The organism is Aureimonas psammosilenae, assembly GCF_009176975.1.
In the GTDB taxonomy this organism is placed as follows: Bacteria; Pseudomonadota; Alphaproteobacteria; order Rhizobiales; family Rhizobiaceae; genus Plantimonas; species Plantimonas psammosilenae.
This window is the reverse complement of record NZ_WEZG01000004.1, coordinates 286,825-303,519: the sequence shown is the minus strand read 5'-3', so window position 1 is coordinate 303,519 and position 16,695 is coordinate 286,825. Positions and strand designations below refer to the sequence as shown.

Annotated in this window: 21 protein-coding genes; 13 read left to right on the top strand and 8 right to left on the bottom strand. The window is 65.6% G+C overall.

Features of this window, described 5'->3' with window-relative positions:
• The first annotated feature begins 55 nt into the window (after nt 1-55).
• The gene (locus F9929_RS10195; protein WP_152046448.1) at nt 56-262 is read left to right on the top strand and encodes a hypothetical protein; all 207 of its coding nucleotides are present in this window, start codon (nt 56-58) and stop codon (nt 260-262) included.
• 68 nt (nt 263-330) lie between these two features.
• Here the strand turns inward: F9929_RS10195 and secB are convergent, their stop codons facing one another.
• Nucleotides 331-825: a protein-export chaperone SecB gene (gene secB / locus F9929_RS10190; RefSeq protein WP_152046447.1), complete on the bottom strand. Its 495-nt coding sequence runs from the start codon at nt 823-825 to the stop codon at nt 331-333.
• A 132-nt stretch (nt 826-957) separates the two neighbouring features.
• Nucleotides 958-1,479, bottom strand: a complete 522-nt coding sequence (locus F9929_RS10185; RefSeq protein ID WP_152046446.1) for an FxsA family protein — start codon at nt 1,477-1,479, stop codon at nt 958-960.
• A gap of 198 nt (nt 1,480-1,677) precedes the next feature.
• On the opposite strand from F9929_RS10185, the gene F9929_RS10180 reads away from it, so the two are divergent.
• The 4 genes from F9929_RS10180 to F9929_RS10165 all read left to right on the top strand — a co-directional run bounded on the left by F9929_RS10180 (nt 1,678) and on the right by F9929_RS10165 (nt 4,508).
• Entirely contained in the window at nt 1,678-2,397 is a 720-nt protein-coding gene (locus F9929_RS10180) for a Tim44/TimA family putative adaptor protein (protein WP_152046445.1), read from the top strand.
• Nucleotides 2,398-2,482: 85 nt separating this feature from the next.
• Complete coding sequence (gene mltA, locus F9929_RS10175; RefSeq protein ID WP_152046444.1) at nt 2,483-3,583, top strand: murein transglycosylase A; 1,101 nt, start codon at nt 2,483-2,485, stop codon at nt 3,581-3,583.
• Nucleotides 3,580-4,122, top strand: coding sequence for a Smr/MutS family protein (locus F9929_RS10170; RefSeq protein WP_152046443.1), 543 nt, complete (start codon nt 3,580-3,582; stop codon nt 4,120-4,122). Before mltA ends, F9929_RS10170 begins: the two co-directional genes overlap by 4 nt.
• A complete protein-coding gene (locus tag F9929_RS10165) occupies nt 4,119-4,508 on the top strand; it encodes a helix-turn-helix domain-containing protein (RefSeq protein WP_152046442.1) in 390 nt (129 codons plus the stop codon). The genes F9929_RS10170 and F9929_RS10165 overlap by 4 nt, the downstream gene beginning before the upstream one ends.
• A 4-nt stretch (nt 4,509-4,512) precedes the next feature.
• Here the strand turns inward: F9929_RS10165 and F9929_RS10160 are convergent, their stop codons facing one another.
• On the bottom strand, nt 4,513-4,698 hold the full coding sequence (locus F9929_RS10160; RefSeq protein ID WP_152046441.1) for a hypothetical protein: 186 nt from the start codon (nt 4,696-4,698) through the stop codon (nt 4,513-4,515).
• Nucleotides 4,699-4,838: 140 nt separating this feature from the next.
• Here F9929_RS10160 and F9929_RS10155 point away from each other — a divergent pair, with 140 nt between their 5' ends.
• Nucleotides 4,839-5,282: a hypothetical protein gene (locus F9929_RS10155; RefSeq protein WP_152046440.1), complete on the top strand. Its 444-nt coding sequence runs from the start codon at nt 4,839-4,841 to the stop codon at nt 5,280-5,282.
• 6 nt (nt 5,283-5,288) lie between these two features.
• Here F9929_RS10155 and F9929_RS10150 read toward each other — a convergent pair whose 3' ends face one another.
• The 3 genes from F9929_RS10150 to F9929_RS10140 all read right to left on the bottom strand — a co-directional run bounded on the left by F9929_RS10150 (nt 5,289) and on the right by F9929_RS10140 (nt 6,580).
• On the bottom strand, nt 5,289-5,906 hold the full coding sequence (locus F9929_RS10150; protein WP_152046439.1) for a ribonuclease D: 618 nt from the start codon (nt 5,904-5,906) through the stop codon (nt 5,289-5,291).
• An 81-nt stretch (nt 5,907-5,987) separates the two neighbouring features.
• Nucleotides 5,988-6,386, bottom strand: a complete 399-nt coding sequence (locus F9929_RS10145) for a type II toxin-antitoxin system VapC family toxin (RefSeq protein ID WP_152046438.1) — start codon at nt 6,384-6,386, stop codon at nt 5,988-5,990.
• The gene (locus F9929_RS10140; protein WP_152046437.1) at nt 6,386-6,580 is read right to left on the bottom strand and encodes a type II toxin-antitoxin system VapB family antitoxin; all 195 of its coding nucleotides are present in this window, start codon (nt 6,578-6,580) and stop codon (nt 6,386-6,388) included. The genes F9929_RS10145 and F9929_RS10140 overlap by 1 nt, the downstream gene beginning before the upstream one ends.
• Before the next feature lie 168 nt (nt 6,581-6,748).
• Between F9929_RS10140 and F9929_RS10135 the strand changes: the two genes are divergently transcribed.
• From F9929_RS10135 to aidB, 6 genes are read left to right on the top strand one after another with little or no spacing between them, the layout of a single operon-like run.
• Complete coding sequence (locus F9929_RS10135) at nt 6,749-6,997, top strand: DUF3297 family protein (RefSeq protein ID WP_152046436.1); 249 nt, start codon at nt 6,749-6,751, stop codon at nt 6,995-6,997.
• A 31-nt stretch (nt 6,998-7,028) separates the two neighbouring features.
• Nucleotides 7,029-7,586, top strand: coding sequence for a Uma2 family endonuclease (locus F9929_RS10130; protein WP_152046435.1), 558 nt, complete (start codon nt 7,029-7,031; stop codon nt 7,584-7,586).
• Between the two features lie 27 nt (nt 7,587-7,613).
• Entirely contained in the window at nt 7,614-8,399 is a 786-nt protein-coding gene (hisF, locus tag F9929_RS10125; RefSeq protein ID WP_152046434.1) for an imidazole glycerol phosphate synthase subunit HisF, read from the top strand.
• Entirely contained in the window at nt 8,396-8,725 is a 330-nt protein-coding gene (locus F9929_RS23965) for a phosphoribosyl-ATP diphosphatase (RefSeq protein WP_193227690.1), read from the top strand. Before hisF ends, F9929_RS23965 begins: the two co-directional genes overlap by 4 nt.
• 3 nt (nt 8,726-8,728) lie before the next feature.
• A complete protein-coding gene (coaA, locus tag F9929_RS10120) occupies nt 8,729-9,685 on the top strand; it encodes a type I pantothenate kinase (protein WP_193227689.1) in 957 nt (318 codons plus the stop codon).
• A gap of 48 nt (nt 9,686-9,733) precedes the next feature.
• Nucleotides 9,734-10,570: an AidB family quorum-quenching N-acyl homoserine lactonase gene (gene aidB / locus F9929_RS10115; RefSeq protein ID WP_152046433.1), complete on the top strand. Its 837-nt coding sequence runs from the start codon at nt 9,734-9,736 to the stop codon at nt 10,568-10,570.
• A 75-nt stretch (nt 10,571-10,645) separates the two neighbouring features.
• Here aidB and F9929_RS10110 read toward each other — a convergent pair whose 3' ends face one another.
• On the bottom strand, nt 10,646-12,571 hold the full coding sequence (locus tag F9929_RS10110; RefSeq protein WP_193227688.1) for a methyl-accepting chemotaxis protein: 1,926 nt from the start codon (nt 12,569-12,571) through the stop codon (nt 10,646-10,648).
• Between the two features lie 356 nt (nt 12,572-12,927).
• Between F9929_RS10110 and F9929_RS10105 the strand changes: the two genes are divergently transcribed.
• The gene (locus tag F9929_RS10105; protein WP_152046431.1) at nt 12,928-14,526 is read left to right on the top strand and encodes a glucan biosynthesis protein; all 1,599 of its coding nucleotides are present in this window, start codon (nt 12,928-12,930) and stop codon (nt 14,524-14,526) included.
• A 94-nt stretch (nt 14,527-14,620) separates the two neighbouring features.
• Here the strand turns inward: F9929_RS10105 and F9929_RS10100 are convergent, their stop codons facing one another.
• A complete protein-coding gene (locus tag F9929_RS10100; protein WP_152046430.1) occupies nt 14,621-16,480 on the bottom strand; it encodes an HWE histidine kinase domain-containing protein in 1,860 nt (619 codons plus the stop codon).
• Nucleotides 16,481-16,695 lie beyond the last annotated feature (215 nt).

Below are 16,695 nucleotides of genomic sequence, written 5' to 3'. Positions count from 1 at the left end.
CCCGCAGCCGCCTGACGGATTACCCTTTCCGGATTTCGAAAGGAGTGCGACCTCCATGTGGCACACGATGCATAGCGAGAAGAAGTCGGAAGCGGATGTCGACACCGGCGGCGACAAGGTCGAGCAGGGTGACCTTCTCGGCAATTTCGTGCGCCGGACCGACAACGATTTTCGCGGCGTGAAGGACCAGAGCCTCATCGGCGAGGATATCGGCGACGACGACGAGGAAGCGAACGAGGACGAGCTTCCCGCCAAGCCCTGAACCTTCAAGAAGGCCGATACGAAAAAGGGCGCCCGCGAGGCGCCCTTGTCGTTTGATATCCGCCGTTCTCAGGCGTTGCCGACCTGGCCTCGGGCGCGCTCTTCGGCCATGCGCTGCTGGAAAAGCTGCGCGAAGTCTATCGGGTCGATCATCAAGGGCGGGAAGCCGGCATTGCGCGTGGCGTCCGCGATGATCTGGCGCGCGAAGGGGAACAGAAGGCGCGGGCATTCGATGAAGAGCACCGGCAGGAGGTGTTCCTGCGGGAAGTTCTGCAAGCGGAACACGCCGCCATATTCGAGTTCGGCATGAAACAGCGTTTCGTTGCCTTCACCGGCCTTCGCGTCGAGCGACAGCTTGACGTCGTATTCGCCCGCCGCGCCGTTCACCGGATTGGCGCCGACATTGACGCCGATGTTGATGGTTGGGTTGCGGCCGTTCTGGCGCAGCGAGGCCGGCGCATTCGGGCTCTCGAACGAGAAGTCCTTGATGTACTGCGCGAGGATGTTCAGCGTCGGGGACACCTCGGCGGGCGTGCCGTTGGTCTGGCTGGTGGCGTCGGACATCGGGAACCTCTTTTTCGCGTGAAAGGGCGAATGACGCCCTCGGCCATCGGCTCGAAATCGGGCGTCAGCGCTAACCCATCGCCTCGCCACTGACAAGGAGGGCGGCTGCGTCTCGGGCCTCGCCCTGAAGCGTCAATGAAGGGTGCGGTTGCCTTCGTGCGGTCCGTTCCAAGGCGAGTCCGGGTCGGGGCGGCGCTCGAAATCCTCCGACGACAGTTCCACCATCTCCGGCTGGCCGCCCGCGGGCTTGTCATTCGGGCCACGCCGTCCAGCTCCGCCCATCCGGGCGGATGCCGACACCACGACGCGCCGGGCGAGGAACCGCCGCACCACGTCCCGCACCGCCGGCACGAACAGGAGATAGCCGAAGACGTCGGTGACGAGACCGGGCGTCAGAAGCAGCATTCCGGCGACGACGATCAGGACGCCGTCCACCAGATCGCGGCCCGGAACGCGGCCCGCCGCCGTCTCGGTCTGGATGCGCCGAAGCGTCGACAGGCCCTGTCGGCGCAAGAGCAAGGCACCCACGACGGCACTGAACACGACGAGGCCGAGCGTCGGCAGAACGCCGATCCAGTTGCCGACCAGAATAAAGGTCGCGATCTCGACGATCGGCACCGCGAGAAGCAGAAGAGGGATGAGGGCAAGCGGCATCTGCGAATTCCGGTTCATGAATCGGGCGTGGCGTTCTCGCGTCCTTGTTTCCCTTAACGCGCGAAAGGCGGGGTGGGAGCCTTCAACATTTCGAAAACGGAGCCCCGAACTGCAAGGGGCCGCTTTGAATGATCGAGGACCCCGCTTATATGCCGAAGACGGGTTTTCCACGATGCTTTTGAAAAGGACCATCGGCGAATGAGTTTCGGGACGATCATCATCATCGTCGTGGCCGTGATCGTCCTGTTCCAGCTACGCAGGGTCCTCGGGCAGCGTACCGGCAACGAGCGTCCGCCCTTCGATCCCTATAGCCGGCCCGAAGCCCGGACCGACAAGGCCCCGCCGCCGTCGAACCGCGAAGGAACGGTGGTCACGCTGCCCGGCCGTCGCGAGCCGGTGGTGATCGACGCGACCACGGAAGACCGCTACGCCGCCATCGACAAGGTTGTGCCGCCGAGCGATCCCGCCAATGCCGATCTTCGCCGCATCCGCGACGCCGACCGTGCCTTCGACCCGGCCGAATTCCTGAACGGGATGCAGGTCGCCTACGAGATGGTGCTGACCGCATTTGCCGAGGGCGACCGCAAGACGCTTCGCAATCTTCTGTCGCAGGAGGCCTATGCCGGCTTCGAGCAGGCTATCGGCGAGCGCGAAAAGCGCGGCGAAACCATGAAGTCGGCTTTCATCGGCATCAACGAGGCCAAGATCGTGTCCGGCGCGGTGCGCGACCGCGAAATCCTCGTGACGGTGCGCATCGTCTCGCAGCTCATCAGTTCCGTCACGGACGCTTCCGGTCAGGTGATCGACGGCGATCCGGAGGCGGTGGTCGAAGTGCACGACCTTTGGACCTTCGCCCGCGATCCGCGCTCGCGCGATCCGAACTGGAAGATCGTGGAAACGCAGACCGCCGAAGCCTGATCCTTGCGGGTGCGCCGGGGCTTGATCCCTTAGCTTCGGCGCGCCACAACCCGGAAGCCTTCTCCTAAAGCACCTTCCGGCCGCCATGCTGTCTCCCCTTCTTTCCAAGCGCCGCTTCGCCGACCTCTCCGGTTGGGATGCGGCCGACCATGCGCTCGCGCTCGCCGCCTTTCGCCGCTCGGCTCCCCGTTTCATCGAAGGTGAGGTGAAGACCGGTTCGCTCGGGATCGAGGCGGAGAGTTTTCGCGCCGCCGCTGAAGCTGCCGGGACCACCTCCCCAAGCGATGCCCAGCGCTTCTTCGAGACGCATTTCACGCCGGTCTTCGTTTCCGCGAAAGCCGACGATCCGGCGGCAAAGGGCTTCTGCACCGCTTACTACGAGCCGGAAGTCGACGCCCGCCTTCATCCCGACGCCGGTTTCCGCTTTCCGCTTTATCGCCAGCCGCACGATCTCGTGAAGATCGACGACGTGTCGCGTCCGCCCGGCATGGACCCGTATTTCCGCTTCGCCCTGCGCCGCGAAGACGGAATGCTGGACGAATATCCCGATCGCGCGGCGATCGAGGCCGGTTTCCTGGAAGGACGGGGCCTCGAAATCGCGTGGCTCGCCGATCCGGTGGACGCCTTCTTCATCCATATCCAGGGCTCGGCCCGCCTCGCTTTGCCGGACGGGCGACGCCTGCGCGTCACCTATGCCGCCAAGACCGGCCACCCTTTCACCGCGATCGGCCGCATCCTCGTCGGGGAAGGCGAACTGACGCTTCAGCAAGCCGATATGGACGGCATCCGCGCCTGGCTCGCCGCCCATCCCGAACGCGTTCGCGCGCTTCTCGACCGCAACCGCTCCTTCATCTTCTTTCGCGAGGCGGAGGTCGCCGACGAGACGCTCGGGCCGGTCGCCGCCGCCAAGGTGCCGCTGAGTCCGATGGCCTCCATTGCAGTGGACCGCGAACTTCACACCTTCGGCACGCCCTTCTTCATCCATGCGCCATCGCTGGTGTTGAACGACGCGCCCTTCGCGCATCTCGTGGTCGCGCAGGATACCGGTTCGGCGATCCTCGGGCCGGCCCGCGCCGATATCTTCGTCGGCTCGGGCAGGCAAGCGGGCCGGGAGGCGGGACGGGTGCGGCATCCGGGCGACTTTTTCGCGCTTCTGCCGACGGCTCTCGCGGACCGCCTGCCGTGAGAAAGCGAAAGGGCAGGGTTCTGGGCGAGGAGGAAGCGCGCCTTTGGGCGGGCGTCGCCCGATCCGTTCTGCCGCTTCCCGGCCGCCTCGTGCCGTCTGTCCCCGAGCCGCCGGCCCCGCCGCCGCCCGAACTGCCCAAGCCGCAAGCCGCGTCCCAGGCGCCCGGTCCCCTCGCGGCGAAACCTGCCCCGAAGCGCATCGGCCCGCCGCCGCTTCATCCGATCGAGCGCCCCGTGCGGCGCAAGCTCGCCAAGGGCAGGCTGCCGATCGAAGGGCGGATCGACCTTCACGACATGACGGAAGCGGTCGCCCATTATGCGCTTCTCGGCTTCCTGCGCCGTTCCAGCGCGGAAGGCATGCGCCACGTCCTCGTGATCACCGGGCGCGGCGCGTCGATGGGCTCGCGCGGGGCGCTGCGCCGGGCCTTGCCCTATTGGCTGGAAACGCCGGAATTTCGCGGGCTCGTCGCCGGTTTCGAAAGCGCGGCGCGCGGCCATGGCGGGGAGGGGGCGTTCTACCTGCGCCTTCGCCGCCGGTGACGCCCTTCGGCGAGCGCATCCGCCTGCTTCGCCGCCAGCGCGGCGTCACGCAGCGCGAGATGGCCGAAGCGCTCGGCGTGTCGAACGCCTATCTGTCGGCGCTGGAACACGGACGGCGCGGACGCCCGACCTGGGACATGCTCCAGCGCATCATCGGCTATCTCAACGTCATCTGGGACGATGCAGAAGAGTTGGAGCGCCTGGCCGAACTCTCCCATCCGCGCGTCGCGATCGATACGGGCGGCTTGTCGCCCGCCGCCACGCGCCTCGCCAATCGCCTTGCCGAAACGGTGGACAGCTTGAAGCCCGACGATGTGGAGCGGCTTCTCGCCGTCTTGGAAGAAGCGGCCGCGCGCGGCACCAGGAAAGGCGCGCGGATACGGTAGGGAACTACTGGTTTTCCTGGCCTTGCGGGTGATCGCCCTCGCGCACCTGCCGCGAGCGCTCCTCGGCTTCCTTGCTCGGATGATCGTCGCTTTGTTCGGGCGGAACGGGCTTTCCACCCCGCAACGGGCCGTCCTCGTGGTTATCTGTATCTTTTGGGGAAGTCTTTCCCGGTAGTTTCATGTCGGCCATGGCATCCTCCCACATCTATTGAAAGGGAAGCCGAGCGGGCGAGCAGAGTTCCCATGAGGCTTTACTTCTCCTTCAGGGGAACCGTGCAGGCTGCGTCGCGTCTCCAGTGTAGTGTGGGGATGGGTCGGGAGTAGCGTCGTATGGAGTTCGCTGACATCCTTCAGGACATGGGCCGCAAGTCCGGCCCGGCCGACGGCGGGCCGGGATACCGCGCGAGGGCGGCCGGGGCGGATTTCTGGCAGGTACTCGACGGCTTCTCGCGCGCTGGCGACGTGGACGGCGAAGCGTCCCGCGCCGCCTATCGCCAGAACGAGGGCCGGCACAGCACCTTCGTTCCGCCGATCGCCTCCACACCCGTTCAAGGTTCCACCGGCCCGCTGCCGAGCCTCGATCCCTCCGATATCGCCTTCGAGCTCGGGCTCGACGCCGTGACCTCGCTGGAAGATCTGAAGATGGTGCGCCGGCTTTTCGCCCGCTCCAACCATCCTGACCGCGTTCCGGCGAACCGGCGCGACCACGCCAATTCCCGCATGACGGTCGCCAACGCGCTGATCGACGCGGTGGCGAGCCGGTTTGCCCGCTAGGCGACTTCAGACCGAGTGGGAAAAGATGTCCTGCTCGTCCCAACCCATGAGATCGAGGCGGGCGCGCGTCGGCAGATAGGCGAAGGACGCCTTGGCCAGATCGCCGCGCTCTTCACGCTCCAAGCGCTTCATCAGAACCGCCATGATGTCGTGGAGGTGAAGCACGTCGGACGCAGCATATTCGATCTGCGCGGGGGTGAGCGTTTCCGCCGCCCAGTCGGAGGACTGCTGCTGCTTCGACAGATCGACGCCGATGAGTTCGCGCGCCAGATCCTTCAAACCGTGGCGGTCGGTATAGGTGCGCACCAGACGCGAGGCGATCTTGGTGCAGAAGACCGGCGTCGTCATCACCCCGAAGGCGTGGAACAGGGCGGCGATGTCGAAGCGCGCGTAATGGAAGATCTTGGTCTTGGACGGATCGGCGAGAAGCTTGGCGAGGTTCGGCGCCTCGCGCTGCCCCTTGGCGATCTGCACGATGTCGGCGGTGCCGTCGCCCGGCGATAACTGCACCACGCAAAGGCGGTCGCGCCGCGTATCGAGGCCGAGCGTTTCGGTGTCGATCGCCACCGGTCCGGTATAGCGCGACAGGTCGGGAAGATCGCCCTTGTGGACGCGGATCGTCATGAGCTTTGAGCTTTCGACTTTGAACAACAGGGCGGTGTGAACACCGATCGGCGCGAAGCGTCAACCGGCTTCGATGAAGCGTCAACCAGCTTCGATATCGGTGGCGGCGAAGCGCGGATCGTCGAACAGAAGCGGCATGCGAAAATAGCGCGCCGCGGCATAGGACAGGCACTGGTTGGCAGTGAGTCCGTCCGATCGTGAGGGTGTTTCGCCGAAGCGCACCATCGCCTCGGTCGCCGCCGGCAAAAGCGAGGGCGCGAGCGTCAATGTGCGGATGCCCATGGCTGGCAGGAAGCGCGCCATGATCTCCGCGAGGCGTTCGGTGCCGATGCCGGTTCGCTCATTCAGAAGCACGACCGCGTCGAGAACGCAGGCCGGCGTGGTGACGCGCTGTTCCACATGCTGGAGGCGATTGGCGAAAGAACGCGCCTTGTTCTCGTCGTCCAACATCGCGGCGAGCGCCGAAGCGTCCACGAGCATCAGCGCTGAGCCCGCGCGGCGTCGATTTCCTTTGCAAAGGATATGGCGATGTCGGCCAGCGACGCCTTTTTCTTCTCGGCCGTCACCGCCAGGACCAAGGCGTGGCGCACGGCTTCCGTCAGGCCGGACCGGCGCAGCGTCGCGAGTTCGCGGGCGAGCGCGTCGGCTTCGGGATGTTTCACGTGAAACGGCATGGGATAGACCTTTCGGGATATCCGTCTATCCCCGAGCGTCTATCCTCGGCAAGGCCTGTTCTGTATCTCGAGTGCCAAAGAGCGCTCACCGCGTCAATCCGCGAAGGCTCGTTTTGCATCCTGCGCCGGGCCGTATTATCCGGGGCCATCGAGACGGAGTGAAGTTTCATGAGCGACAACCTGCCGGACCGTTTGTCGGCCGACCCCGGAAGCCCGTTCTTCAACGAGGAGCTTTTGAGCCAGGGCATCGGCGTGCGCTTCAAGGGCGTCGAGAAGACCAATGTCGAGGAATATTGCCTGAGCGAAGGCTGGATTCGCGTCGCCGCCGGTAATTCCAAAGACCGCCACGGACGACCGATGACCATGAAGCTGAAAGGCCCCGTTGAGGTCTGGCTGAAGGCGCCGGAAGAAGGCTGACAACTAGGACGCGTCGGCCTATCTTGCCGCCATGAACGTCCATCATCCGCAATCGAAGATCTGGACCGCTGACGAGTTCCTGCGCTGGGCCGAAGGGCGCGAGGGCAAGTACGAGTTCGTCGGGGGAAATGTCTTGATGATGACGGGCGGAACGCGGCGTCATGCGGAACTGTGTGGGAGACTCTATCTCCTCCTGCACGGCTCTGCATCCGCCTTGGGCCTCGGTATTGCTGTGGAATGGGGTGTGCGGACCTTCGCGGGCATACGCTACCCCGATGTCGTTATCTTCCATCGCGACGGCCCTGGGGAGGAACTGGCGACGACCGAACCAGTTTTCACCGCCGAAATCCTGTCGCCGTCCTCGCTCGCCATCGACTTCAACGAGAAGGCGGCGGAATATACGGCGTTCTCATCCCTGCGCCACTACCTCGTTCTGGCGCAGGACGAGCCGCGCGTCTGGGTGTGGAGCCGCAACGGGGAAGGGCGCTTCGGTCCGCCCGAAATGATCGCGGGACGCGAGGAAACGGTGGAACTGCCGGGTCTCACGACGTCTCTGCCCCTTGCGGACCTCTATCAGGGCATCGCATAAGGCCCTGAAATTCTGCCGGGGCGTCCGATGACCCTGAAGTGCCGCATCATTCCCTGCCTCGACGTGAAAAACGGCCGCGTGGTCAAGGGCGTCAATTTCGAAGGCCTAATCGACGCCGGCGATCCGGTGGAAGCCGCAACCGCCTATGACGCTGCGGGCGCGGACGAACTCTGCTTTCTCGACATCACCGCCTCCACCGAGAACCGCGACACCATCCTCGATGTCGTCGCCCGCACCGCCGAGCGCTGTTTCATGCCGGTGACGGTGGGCGGCGGCGTGCGCGAGGTCGCCGACTTCCGCCGGTTGCTCGTGGCGGGCGCGGACAAGGTGTCGGTCAACACGGCGGCGGTGAAGCGCCCGGAACTCGTGGCCGAAGCCGCCGACAAGTTCGGCGACCAATGCGTGGTCGTCGCCATCGACGCCAAGCGTGTTTCACGTGGAACAGAGGACGCGCGCTGGGAAATCTTCACCCATGGCGGGCGCGAGGCGACGGGGATCGATGCGGTGGAATTCGCGCGCCGCGTCGTGGCGCTCGGGGCGGGGGAAATCCTCCTGACATCCATGGACCGCGATGGCACCAAGATCGGCTTCGATCTCGGCCTGACGCGCGCGGTCGCCGACGCGGTGCACGTGCCGGTGATCGCGTCCGGCGGCGTCGGCAGTCTCGACCATCTCGTGGACGGCATCCGCGAGGGCCGGGCGAGCGCCGTTCTGGCGGCGTCGATCTTCCATTTCGGCACCCACACCATCGCCGAGGCCAAGGCCCATATGGCCGCCGCCGGTCTGGCCATGCGCCAGGACGCCGCCGCATGACCGCCTTCACGCTCGCCGATCTGGAACGCATCGTCGCGCGCCGCGCGACCTCGGACGATCCGCAATCCTATACCGCCAAGCTCGTCGCCAAGGGTCTGCCCAAGGCCACCAAGAAGCTCGGCGAGGAAGCGGTGGAAGCGGTGATCGCGGCGCTTGCCGAGGACGACGCGAACCTTGTCGGCGAAAGCGCGGACCTTCTCTACCACCTGATGGTCGTGCTGCATCTTCGCGGCCTGCCGTTGTCCGCAGTGATGGCGGAACTCGATCGGCGCACCGCCGAGACCGGTCTTCAGGAAAAAGCGCGCCGCCCCAAGGACGTGGTCTGATCCATGGATCAGTTGACCCCTTCGCAGTTCTCTCCTTATCGCTTCTTCGCGGCGGAGGAATGGGGGCATTTCCGTGCTGGCCAGCCGCTGACGCTGACGGTGGCCGAAGTCGATCGCCTGCGCTCGCTCGGCGATCCCGTGGATCTCGACGAGGTCGGCCGCATCTTCCTGCCGATCTCCCGCCTTCTGTCGGCCCATGTCGAGGCAAGCCAGACCCTGTTTCGCCAGCGCCGCCGGTTTTTAGGGGGCGAGGACGCGGTGAAGACCCCCTACATCATCGGCATCGCCGGCTCGGTGGCGGTGGGCAAGTCCACCACGGCGCGCATCCTGAAGGAACTTCTCGCCCGCTGGCCGTCGAGCCCCAAGGTGGACCTCATCACCACCGACGGCTTTCTTTATCCGAACGCTGTCCTCGAAGCCGAAGGACTGATGCGGCGCAAGGGGTTCCCCGAAAGCTACGATGTCGGCGCGATCCTGCGCTTCCTGTCGGATCTGAAGGCCGGGCGTCGGCATGTCGAGGCGCCGGTTTATTCTCACCTCGTTTATGACGTGGTGAAGGGCGCGCAGGTCGCCGTGGACCAGCCGGACATCCTGATCTTCGAAGGGCTCAACGTCCTGCAGGTGCGCCCCATGCCGCCGGACGGCAAGGCTGTGCCCTTCGTGTCCGACTTCTTCGATTATTCGATCTATATCGACGCCGACGAGGCCGATATCCGCCTTTGGTATCTCGACCGCTTCATGCGCCTTCGCGAAACCGCCTTCCGCGACACGCGCTCCTTCTTCCACCGCTATGCCGCGATCGCGGAAGGCGAAGCGCTGGAGATCGCCGAAAGCCTGTGGCGGGACATCAATGCCAGGAACCTCCACGAGAACATCCTGCCGACGCGCCCGCGCGCCGACCTGATCCTGCGCAAGGGCTCGAACCATCGCGTCGATCGGGTGGCGCTGCGGAAGCTCTGACGGTATTTGCGGTTCGCAGAAGAGGAACAAGGAAAGGGGACGGGACGGATGACATCATCCCGAAAGCCGAAAGCGTCGCGCCGGTTCGGACCCTTCGAGGTCCTGCGCCTTCAGGACGGCGTGTTCGAGGCCCCGCCCGACGTGCTGATCCATGCGGATGGCGAGGTCGCAACAGCGGAGCTTCGCAAGAACTGGGGCGAAGCGCCGGTGCGGGTCGACGTCAACGTCTTTCTCCTGCGCGACGCCTCCGGCGTGACCCTCGTGGATGCGGGAGCGGGCACCGAATGGGGGCCGACCTTCGGTCATTTGCGGCAGGAACTGGCCGATCTCGGCATCGAGCGCGACGCTGTGCGGCGTGTTCTCCTGACCCATATCCATGGCGACCATGCGCAGGGCCTTTTCGAGGGCGACGAGCGCTATTTCCCTGAAGCCGAGATCCTCGTGCCCATGGCCGAGCTCGCCTTCTTCCTGGATGCCCGGCAGCGCGAGAAAGCCCCGGCGCCGCGTCAGGGCGCGTTCGACCTCGCCGCGCGGCTCAAGCGCGTTTACGGCGCGAAACTCGTTCCGATCATGGACGGCATCGTTTCACCGGGGATCGAAGCCCTGGCGCTGCCGGGCCATACGCCCGGCCATGTCGGCTACCTCATCCATGATGCCGCCGGAGGGCTCCTGCTTTTCGGCGATGCGATGCATCTGGAAGAGGTGCAGGGACCCGACCCGAATGCCGGGCTGGTCTTCGACCTCGATCCCGAAACCGCCGCCATGACGCGCCGGAGCGTTCTGGAACAGGCGGTGCGCTATGGCTGGATCGTCAGCGGCGGGCACCTGCCCGATTTTCGCTGGGTGCGCTCGCAGGGAAGCGGCTTCCGTCTCCTCCCGGCCTGACGGGCGATATGAAAAGGGGCCCTTGAGGCCCCTTTGTTGTTTCACGTGGGTAGGACCGCCGGGGTCCTTCAGCCTTCAGAACTCTTCCCAATTGTCCTGCGCGGCCTGCGCCTGCACCTTCGGGGCGGCGCCCCCGCGACCGGTGGAGCGCATCTGCGGCACGGGACGGGCCGTGGCAATGGGCCGGGCAGCGGGTTTGGGCATCGCGGCCGACCTGCCGGCATTGCTCGTGTTGAAGCTTTCCACCAGCGCGGACAGGCGGTTCGTGTCGTTCATCAGGTTCTGGGCGGCCGCCGTCGTCTGCTCCACCATGGCCGCGTTCTGCTGGGTGACCTTGTCCATCTGGTCGGCGGCGGTGGACACTTCCTTCAAGGACACGGCCTGCTCGCGGGCGGAATGGGCCATCTTGGCGATGACCTGCGAAACGCCGGCCACCTGATCCACGATCTGTTCGAGCGAGCGTCCGGAAGCGGTGACGAGATCGACGCCCTGGCTCACCTGCGCCGTGGAGGTGGAGATCAGGTTCTTGATCTCCTTGGCGGCTTCCGCCGAGCGTTGAGCAAGCCCGCGCACTTCCTGGGCCACCACCGCGAAGCCGCGTCCTGCTTCGCCGGCGCGGGCCGCCTCGACACCGGCATTGAGAGCCAAGAGGTTGGTCTGGAAGGCGATTTCGTCGATCACCGCGATGATCTTGCCGATCTCGGCGGAAGAACGCTCGATCTCGCTCATGGCCGACACGGCCTGCCCGACGATGGCGCCGCCCTTCTGCGCTTCCTTTTCGGCGAGCGTCGCGGCGGCCGTCGCGTCGTCGGCGCTCTGCGCCGTCACGTTGACGCCGCGCATGACCTCCGACAAGGCCGCGACGGTTTCTTCCAGGCTCGCCGCCTGCTGCTCGGTGCGCTGCGACAGGTCGCCGGCGGCCGTGTTGATCTCGCTCAAGCCGACGCGCATGGAGGAAACCGCGCCGACCACGGAGCCGATGGTGTCTTCGAGCTTGCCGACGCTTTCGTTGAAGAGATCGCAGACCTCGACATAGCCGGCATTCTTGGCCGGATCGAGCCGCGCCGTCAGGTCGCCGGCGGAAAGCTTCTCGAAGCTCGGGCGAACGGCCGCGACGAAGGCCTGGCGGGCGGCTTCGGTGGCTTCGCGCTCGGAAGCGCGACGGCGCGCTTCCGCCGCTTCACGCTCTTCCTGCGTCATGGATTCCAGGCGATCCTTCTCGATGGCCGCCTGCTTGAAGCTTTCCACCGCCCCGGCCATGTCGCCGAGTTCGTCGCGCTGGCCGATCGCGGGGATCGCCACCGTCTTGTCGCCCTTCTGGAGCCGCTTCATGGCATCCGTCATCGCCACGATGGGGCGAGCGATGCCGCGCGACAGGAGAAGGCCCATCGAGACGGCGATCGCGAACACGGCGAAGGCACCGACCGCGAGGGTGATGAAGCCGGCGGTGAAGGATTCCTCGGCCGCCGCACGACGCGAAACGAGAAGCGTCTGCTCGGCACCGGAAATCTCGGCGATGGTGGATTTGACCTGCGCCACATAGGAGAGCGCTGCGCCGTTCTTCGTCAGTTCCTTGGCGGATTCGAAGGTGGCCGGATTGGACGCGCGCTGACGCTGGACGTCGGCAACATTGGTCTTGTAATCGGCTGCGGCCTTTTGGAGGGTGGCGACGCGTTTCTGCTGTTCCGGGTTGTCCGCAGTCAGAGCACCGATCTGGGCGGTAGCGTCCTGGAAGGTCTTGAGACCAGCATCGTAGGCATTGATATAGACGTCTTGCGGGGAGATGAGGAAGCCCCGCATGCCGGCGACTTGCTCCACAATGCCCTGCTGGGCTTTCTGGGCTTCCGCCAGGACCTTGGTCGTGTGGACGTCCCAGTAGGAAGCGGTCTGGATATCGGAAATATTGTTCCAGACCATGCCCGCCATGCCGGTCACGGCGACGAGGATCGGCGCGAAGGCGACCACCAGTTTGCGGTTGACCTTGAGATTTGCGAATGACATCGGGTTCGGTTCCGAAAGGGGGGACCGCCGCCTCCCGGCGATCTTTGGCTGCGACCAAGAGTGCCTGCTATGGGCTACTGAATACTTAAGGCCGGGCTTCCCCATCCCTTAAAATCGCACGGGAATTTCGGGCTACCCTTACGGATTGCGTGACCTAGCGCCGGGTCCGGCACGACCGAAAGGGGACGGGCGAAGTGGCCGGGAAGTCGCACGGAAAACGTGGGATGCCTCCGATCCGCCCCTTGCGCGGCGGCATCGGGATGTCACATTCGCCCCCTACGAGCCGAATCGCTTCGGGGATGGAGATGCGGCTCGGCCGCCGAACCGTTCCCGCGACGATCTCGAACGGAGCCTCGATGACCGATCTCAGCCGCCGCGACCTGGTCGCCTTTCTCGCTTCCCTTGGGCTTGCCTTGCCATTGGGGAAGGGGGCTTTCGCCGCCGCCGCCGACGTGGCGGCCAGTGCCGCGCAAGGCACCTCGATCCGCTTCAAGGACCCGGTGCCCTATTCCTTCGAGCGCCTGGTGGAGGAAACCCGCCAGCTCGCCGAGAAGCCCTACGTGCCGGAAGTGCCGCGCCTCGGCGACGTGATCGAGCGCATCGACTACGACCAGCACCAGCGCCTGCGCTATCGCCGCGACCAGACGCTGGAACTGAACGATGGTCGGGCACCGCTGCGGTTCTTCTATCTCGGGCGCTATTTCAAGATGCCGGTCGGCATCAACATCGTGGAAGGCGACACGTCCCGCCAGTTGATCTTCGACCCGAAGCTCTTCGAGATCCCGTCGGATTCCCCGGCGACCGAACTGCCGGCGGATATCGGCTTCGCCGGCTTCCGCATTCTGGAGCCCAATTCCGAGCGCGACTGGATCGCCTTTCTGGGGGCCGCCTATTTCCGCACGAGCGGCGAGCTCGACCAGTTCGGCCTGTCGGCCCGTGCGCTCGCCATCGACGTCGCCATGCCGACGCCGGAAGAGTTTCCGCGCTTCACCGACTTCTATCTCGGACCCTCGGATATCGGCGGCCGCGTGAAGATCGCCTGCCGCATGAACTCGCCCCGCATCGCCGGCGTCCTGGAAATGGACGTGAAGAAGGACGGGCCGATCGTGATGGAGATCCGCTCGCGCTATTTCGCGCGGGACGCGATCCAGCGTGTCGGCGTCGCGCCGCTCACCTCCATGTTCTGGTATTCCGAGACCGATCGCGGCCGGCGCGTCGACTGGCGGCCGGAAGTCCACGATTCCGACGGCGCGGCGATGATTACCGAAACCGGCGAGCGCATATGGCGCCCCTTGAACAACCCGCCGCAGGTCATGACCTCGACCTTCGGGACGGGCGTGCCGAAGGGTTTCGGCCTTCTTCAGCGCGATCGCAATTTCGAGAACTACGAGGATGACGGCGTCTTCTACGAGAAGCGCGCCAGCGTCTGGATCGAGCCCAAGGGCGAATGGCCGACGGGGTCGGTGCAGCTCGTGGAAATCCCGACCGACGACGAAATCCACGACAACATCGCCTTCTACTTCCTGGCCGACAAGCCGGTGTCCAAGGGCGATGCGCTGGCCTACGACTACCGCCTCACCTGGGCGAAGGATCAGCCTAACCGGGGCAATGTCGGCGAGGTGGTGGCGACGCGCATCGGGCGCGGCGGCATTCCCGGCCAGCCCCGTCCGCCGGGCGTCACCAAGATCGTGATCGACTTCGACGAGGGGCTGGTCGCGGCGCTCGATCGCGAAGCCAAGGGCGTGGAGCCCGTGGTCTCCGCTTCGCGCGGCACCATCGGCAAGGTGGACGCCTATTCGGTGAAGGTGAACACCTCCTGGCGCGTCACCTTCGACCTGATGGCGGAAGGCAACGAGCCGGTGGAGCTTCGCTGTTACCTCAAAAAAGGCGAGGAAACGCTGACCGAAACCTGGGCCTACCAGTTCCTGCCGGCCCCGACGGTGCTCGGCGGCTGAACAGAGCAACGTTCGACAAGGAGGGCTCGGAGTGATCCGGGCCCTTTTTCTTGCGCTCGGAAGGCAGCAAGGCTTCGGCCGAAGCCTGATCCTTCTATCCCGCTTCCGCTTCGTCGGCGGTGGCGATCTCGGCGAGGGGGGCGGTGAGGCGGCAGTGGAAGCCGTCGCGCGCGTAGTCGAGAACAACGGACGCGCCGTCGCTTCCCGACAGGCCCATTTCCACCAGCCGCGTGCCGAAGCCCTTGCGCGGCGGCTGGCCCACCGGCGGCCCGCCGCGCTCCGCCCAGGCGAAGGCGAGGCAGGGAATGTTCGTACCCTCCGGTATGGCGATGCCCCATTCCACATCCACCACGCCCTCCGGCGCGGAAAGAGCGCCGTATTTGCCGGCATTGGTCGCAAGCTCATGGACGATCAAGGACAAGGACAGGCTGGCTTTGGGGCCGATCGGCAGATGGGGGCCGTTCAAGCGCACGCGGCCGCTTCCGTCGTGGATCGCCACCACGCCTTCCACGATGGCGGCGACGGAGGCCGCGTCGCGCTGGCCCGACAGAAGCACGTCGTGGGCCTTCGACAGGGCCTGAATGCGGTTCGACAGCGACTGGCGCGCCGTTTCCATGTCGCTCGCCGAGCGAAGGGTCTGCGAGATGATGGAGGATACGATCGCCAGCGTGTTCTTCAGGCGGTGGGCGAGTTCGGAATTCAGCACCTGACGCCGCGTTTCGGCCGCCACGCGCTCCGTCACGTCGTTGAAAAGAACCGCCACCCGGTTCGGCGCTTCGCCGTCCACGCGGAACGCGTAGCTTTCGTACCAGCGATTGCCGAGCGAGGCGGCGATGTTGCGAAAGCGCAAGGCCTCGCCGGTTTTCGCCACGCGCCCATAGGTCTCGTACCAATGGTCCTCGTGGCCGGGCAGAAGCGCGCGCATCCGCTTGCCGACGACGCTGCAAAGCCCCGTATGGCGGGTAAAAGCGGCGTTGACCTCGACAAAGCGATAATCGACGGCTTGGGTACCCTCGAAGATCACGTCGATCAGGAAGAAACCCTCATCGATGGAATCGAACAGCATCCGGTAGCGCCGGTTCGCCTGCGCCGCGAGCGCTTCCTGGCGCCGACGCTCGCCAATGGAATGGAAGGTCACGGCGAAGCGGTCGTCGCCGAGACCCCGCGCGCGCACCTCGTACCATTCGCCGTCGGTCTCGGTTTCCGAAAAGCGCGGCTCGCTGGATTCCACGACCGTCCGGTAGTCCTCCACGAGCTTGTCGGCCTGGGCGGGCAGAAGTTCGCGCACCGTGCGGCCCGCCGCGCCCGCGCGGCCGGGCAGGCGCTCGAAGGCGGGATTGACCTCGATATAGCGGAAATCGACCATGCGCCCGCCGTAGTCGCGGATCGCTTCGGCGACATAGAAGCTTTCCTGCGTGTCCTCGAATAGGACGCGCCAGCGCGTTTCGGAAAAGCGGGCGTCGATCTCGTCGCCGACGATGCGGGCGAAATCCCCGAGCCGCCGCCGCGCGCCTTCGCTCCACAGGCGCGGTTGCCAATCCGCCACTGCCAGGACCCCGGCGACCGCGCCGCCGACCCTCACCGGAATGCCGAGATAAGCGCCGATGGCCAGCCCGGTTTCCGCCGCGCTTGTGTTGAAGGCGGGATCGGTGGCGACATCGGCGACGGCGAGCGCCGCGCCCCTGGCGATCACATGGCGGCACAGCGTGCGGGCCAGCGGCCAGCCATCGGCATGGCTGGCGGGCAGACCGCGATGGGCGATGAAAAGCTGCCGGTCGTCCTGGCACAGCGAGATGAATGCGACAGGCACGTCCATGACGTCGCGCACGAGGGCGATCAAACGGTCGAGCGCCTGCCGACCGGAGACTTCCAGCAATCCGCTTCGCTCCAAGGTCCGCTCGCGCGGCATCTTGAGCGAGGACGTTCCGGCGATGACGTCGGATTCCTCGTGCATGGCTTTTGTCGCGACCCGCCCCCGCGGCAACCCCTAGGTCTAAATCTTTAACTAGCTTGACCGGGGGAGGGAAGCGCGATCAATCGTCCCGGCACGAAATCCATGGGTTTTCGCTCGAGCCTTTCGGGCGCCCCCCCTTTTCTCGGCGCTTGTCGGCCCCATCCTTGTCCTGATGAGGAAATTCGCGAACGGCGTTTCCACCCCAAACGCCGAGA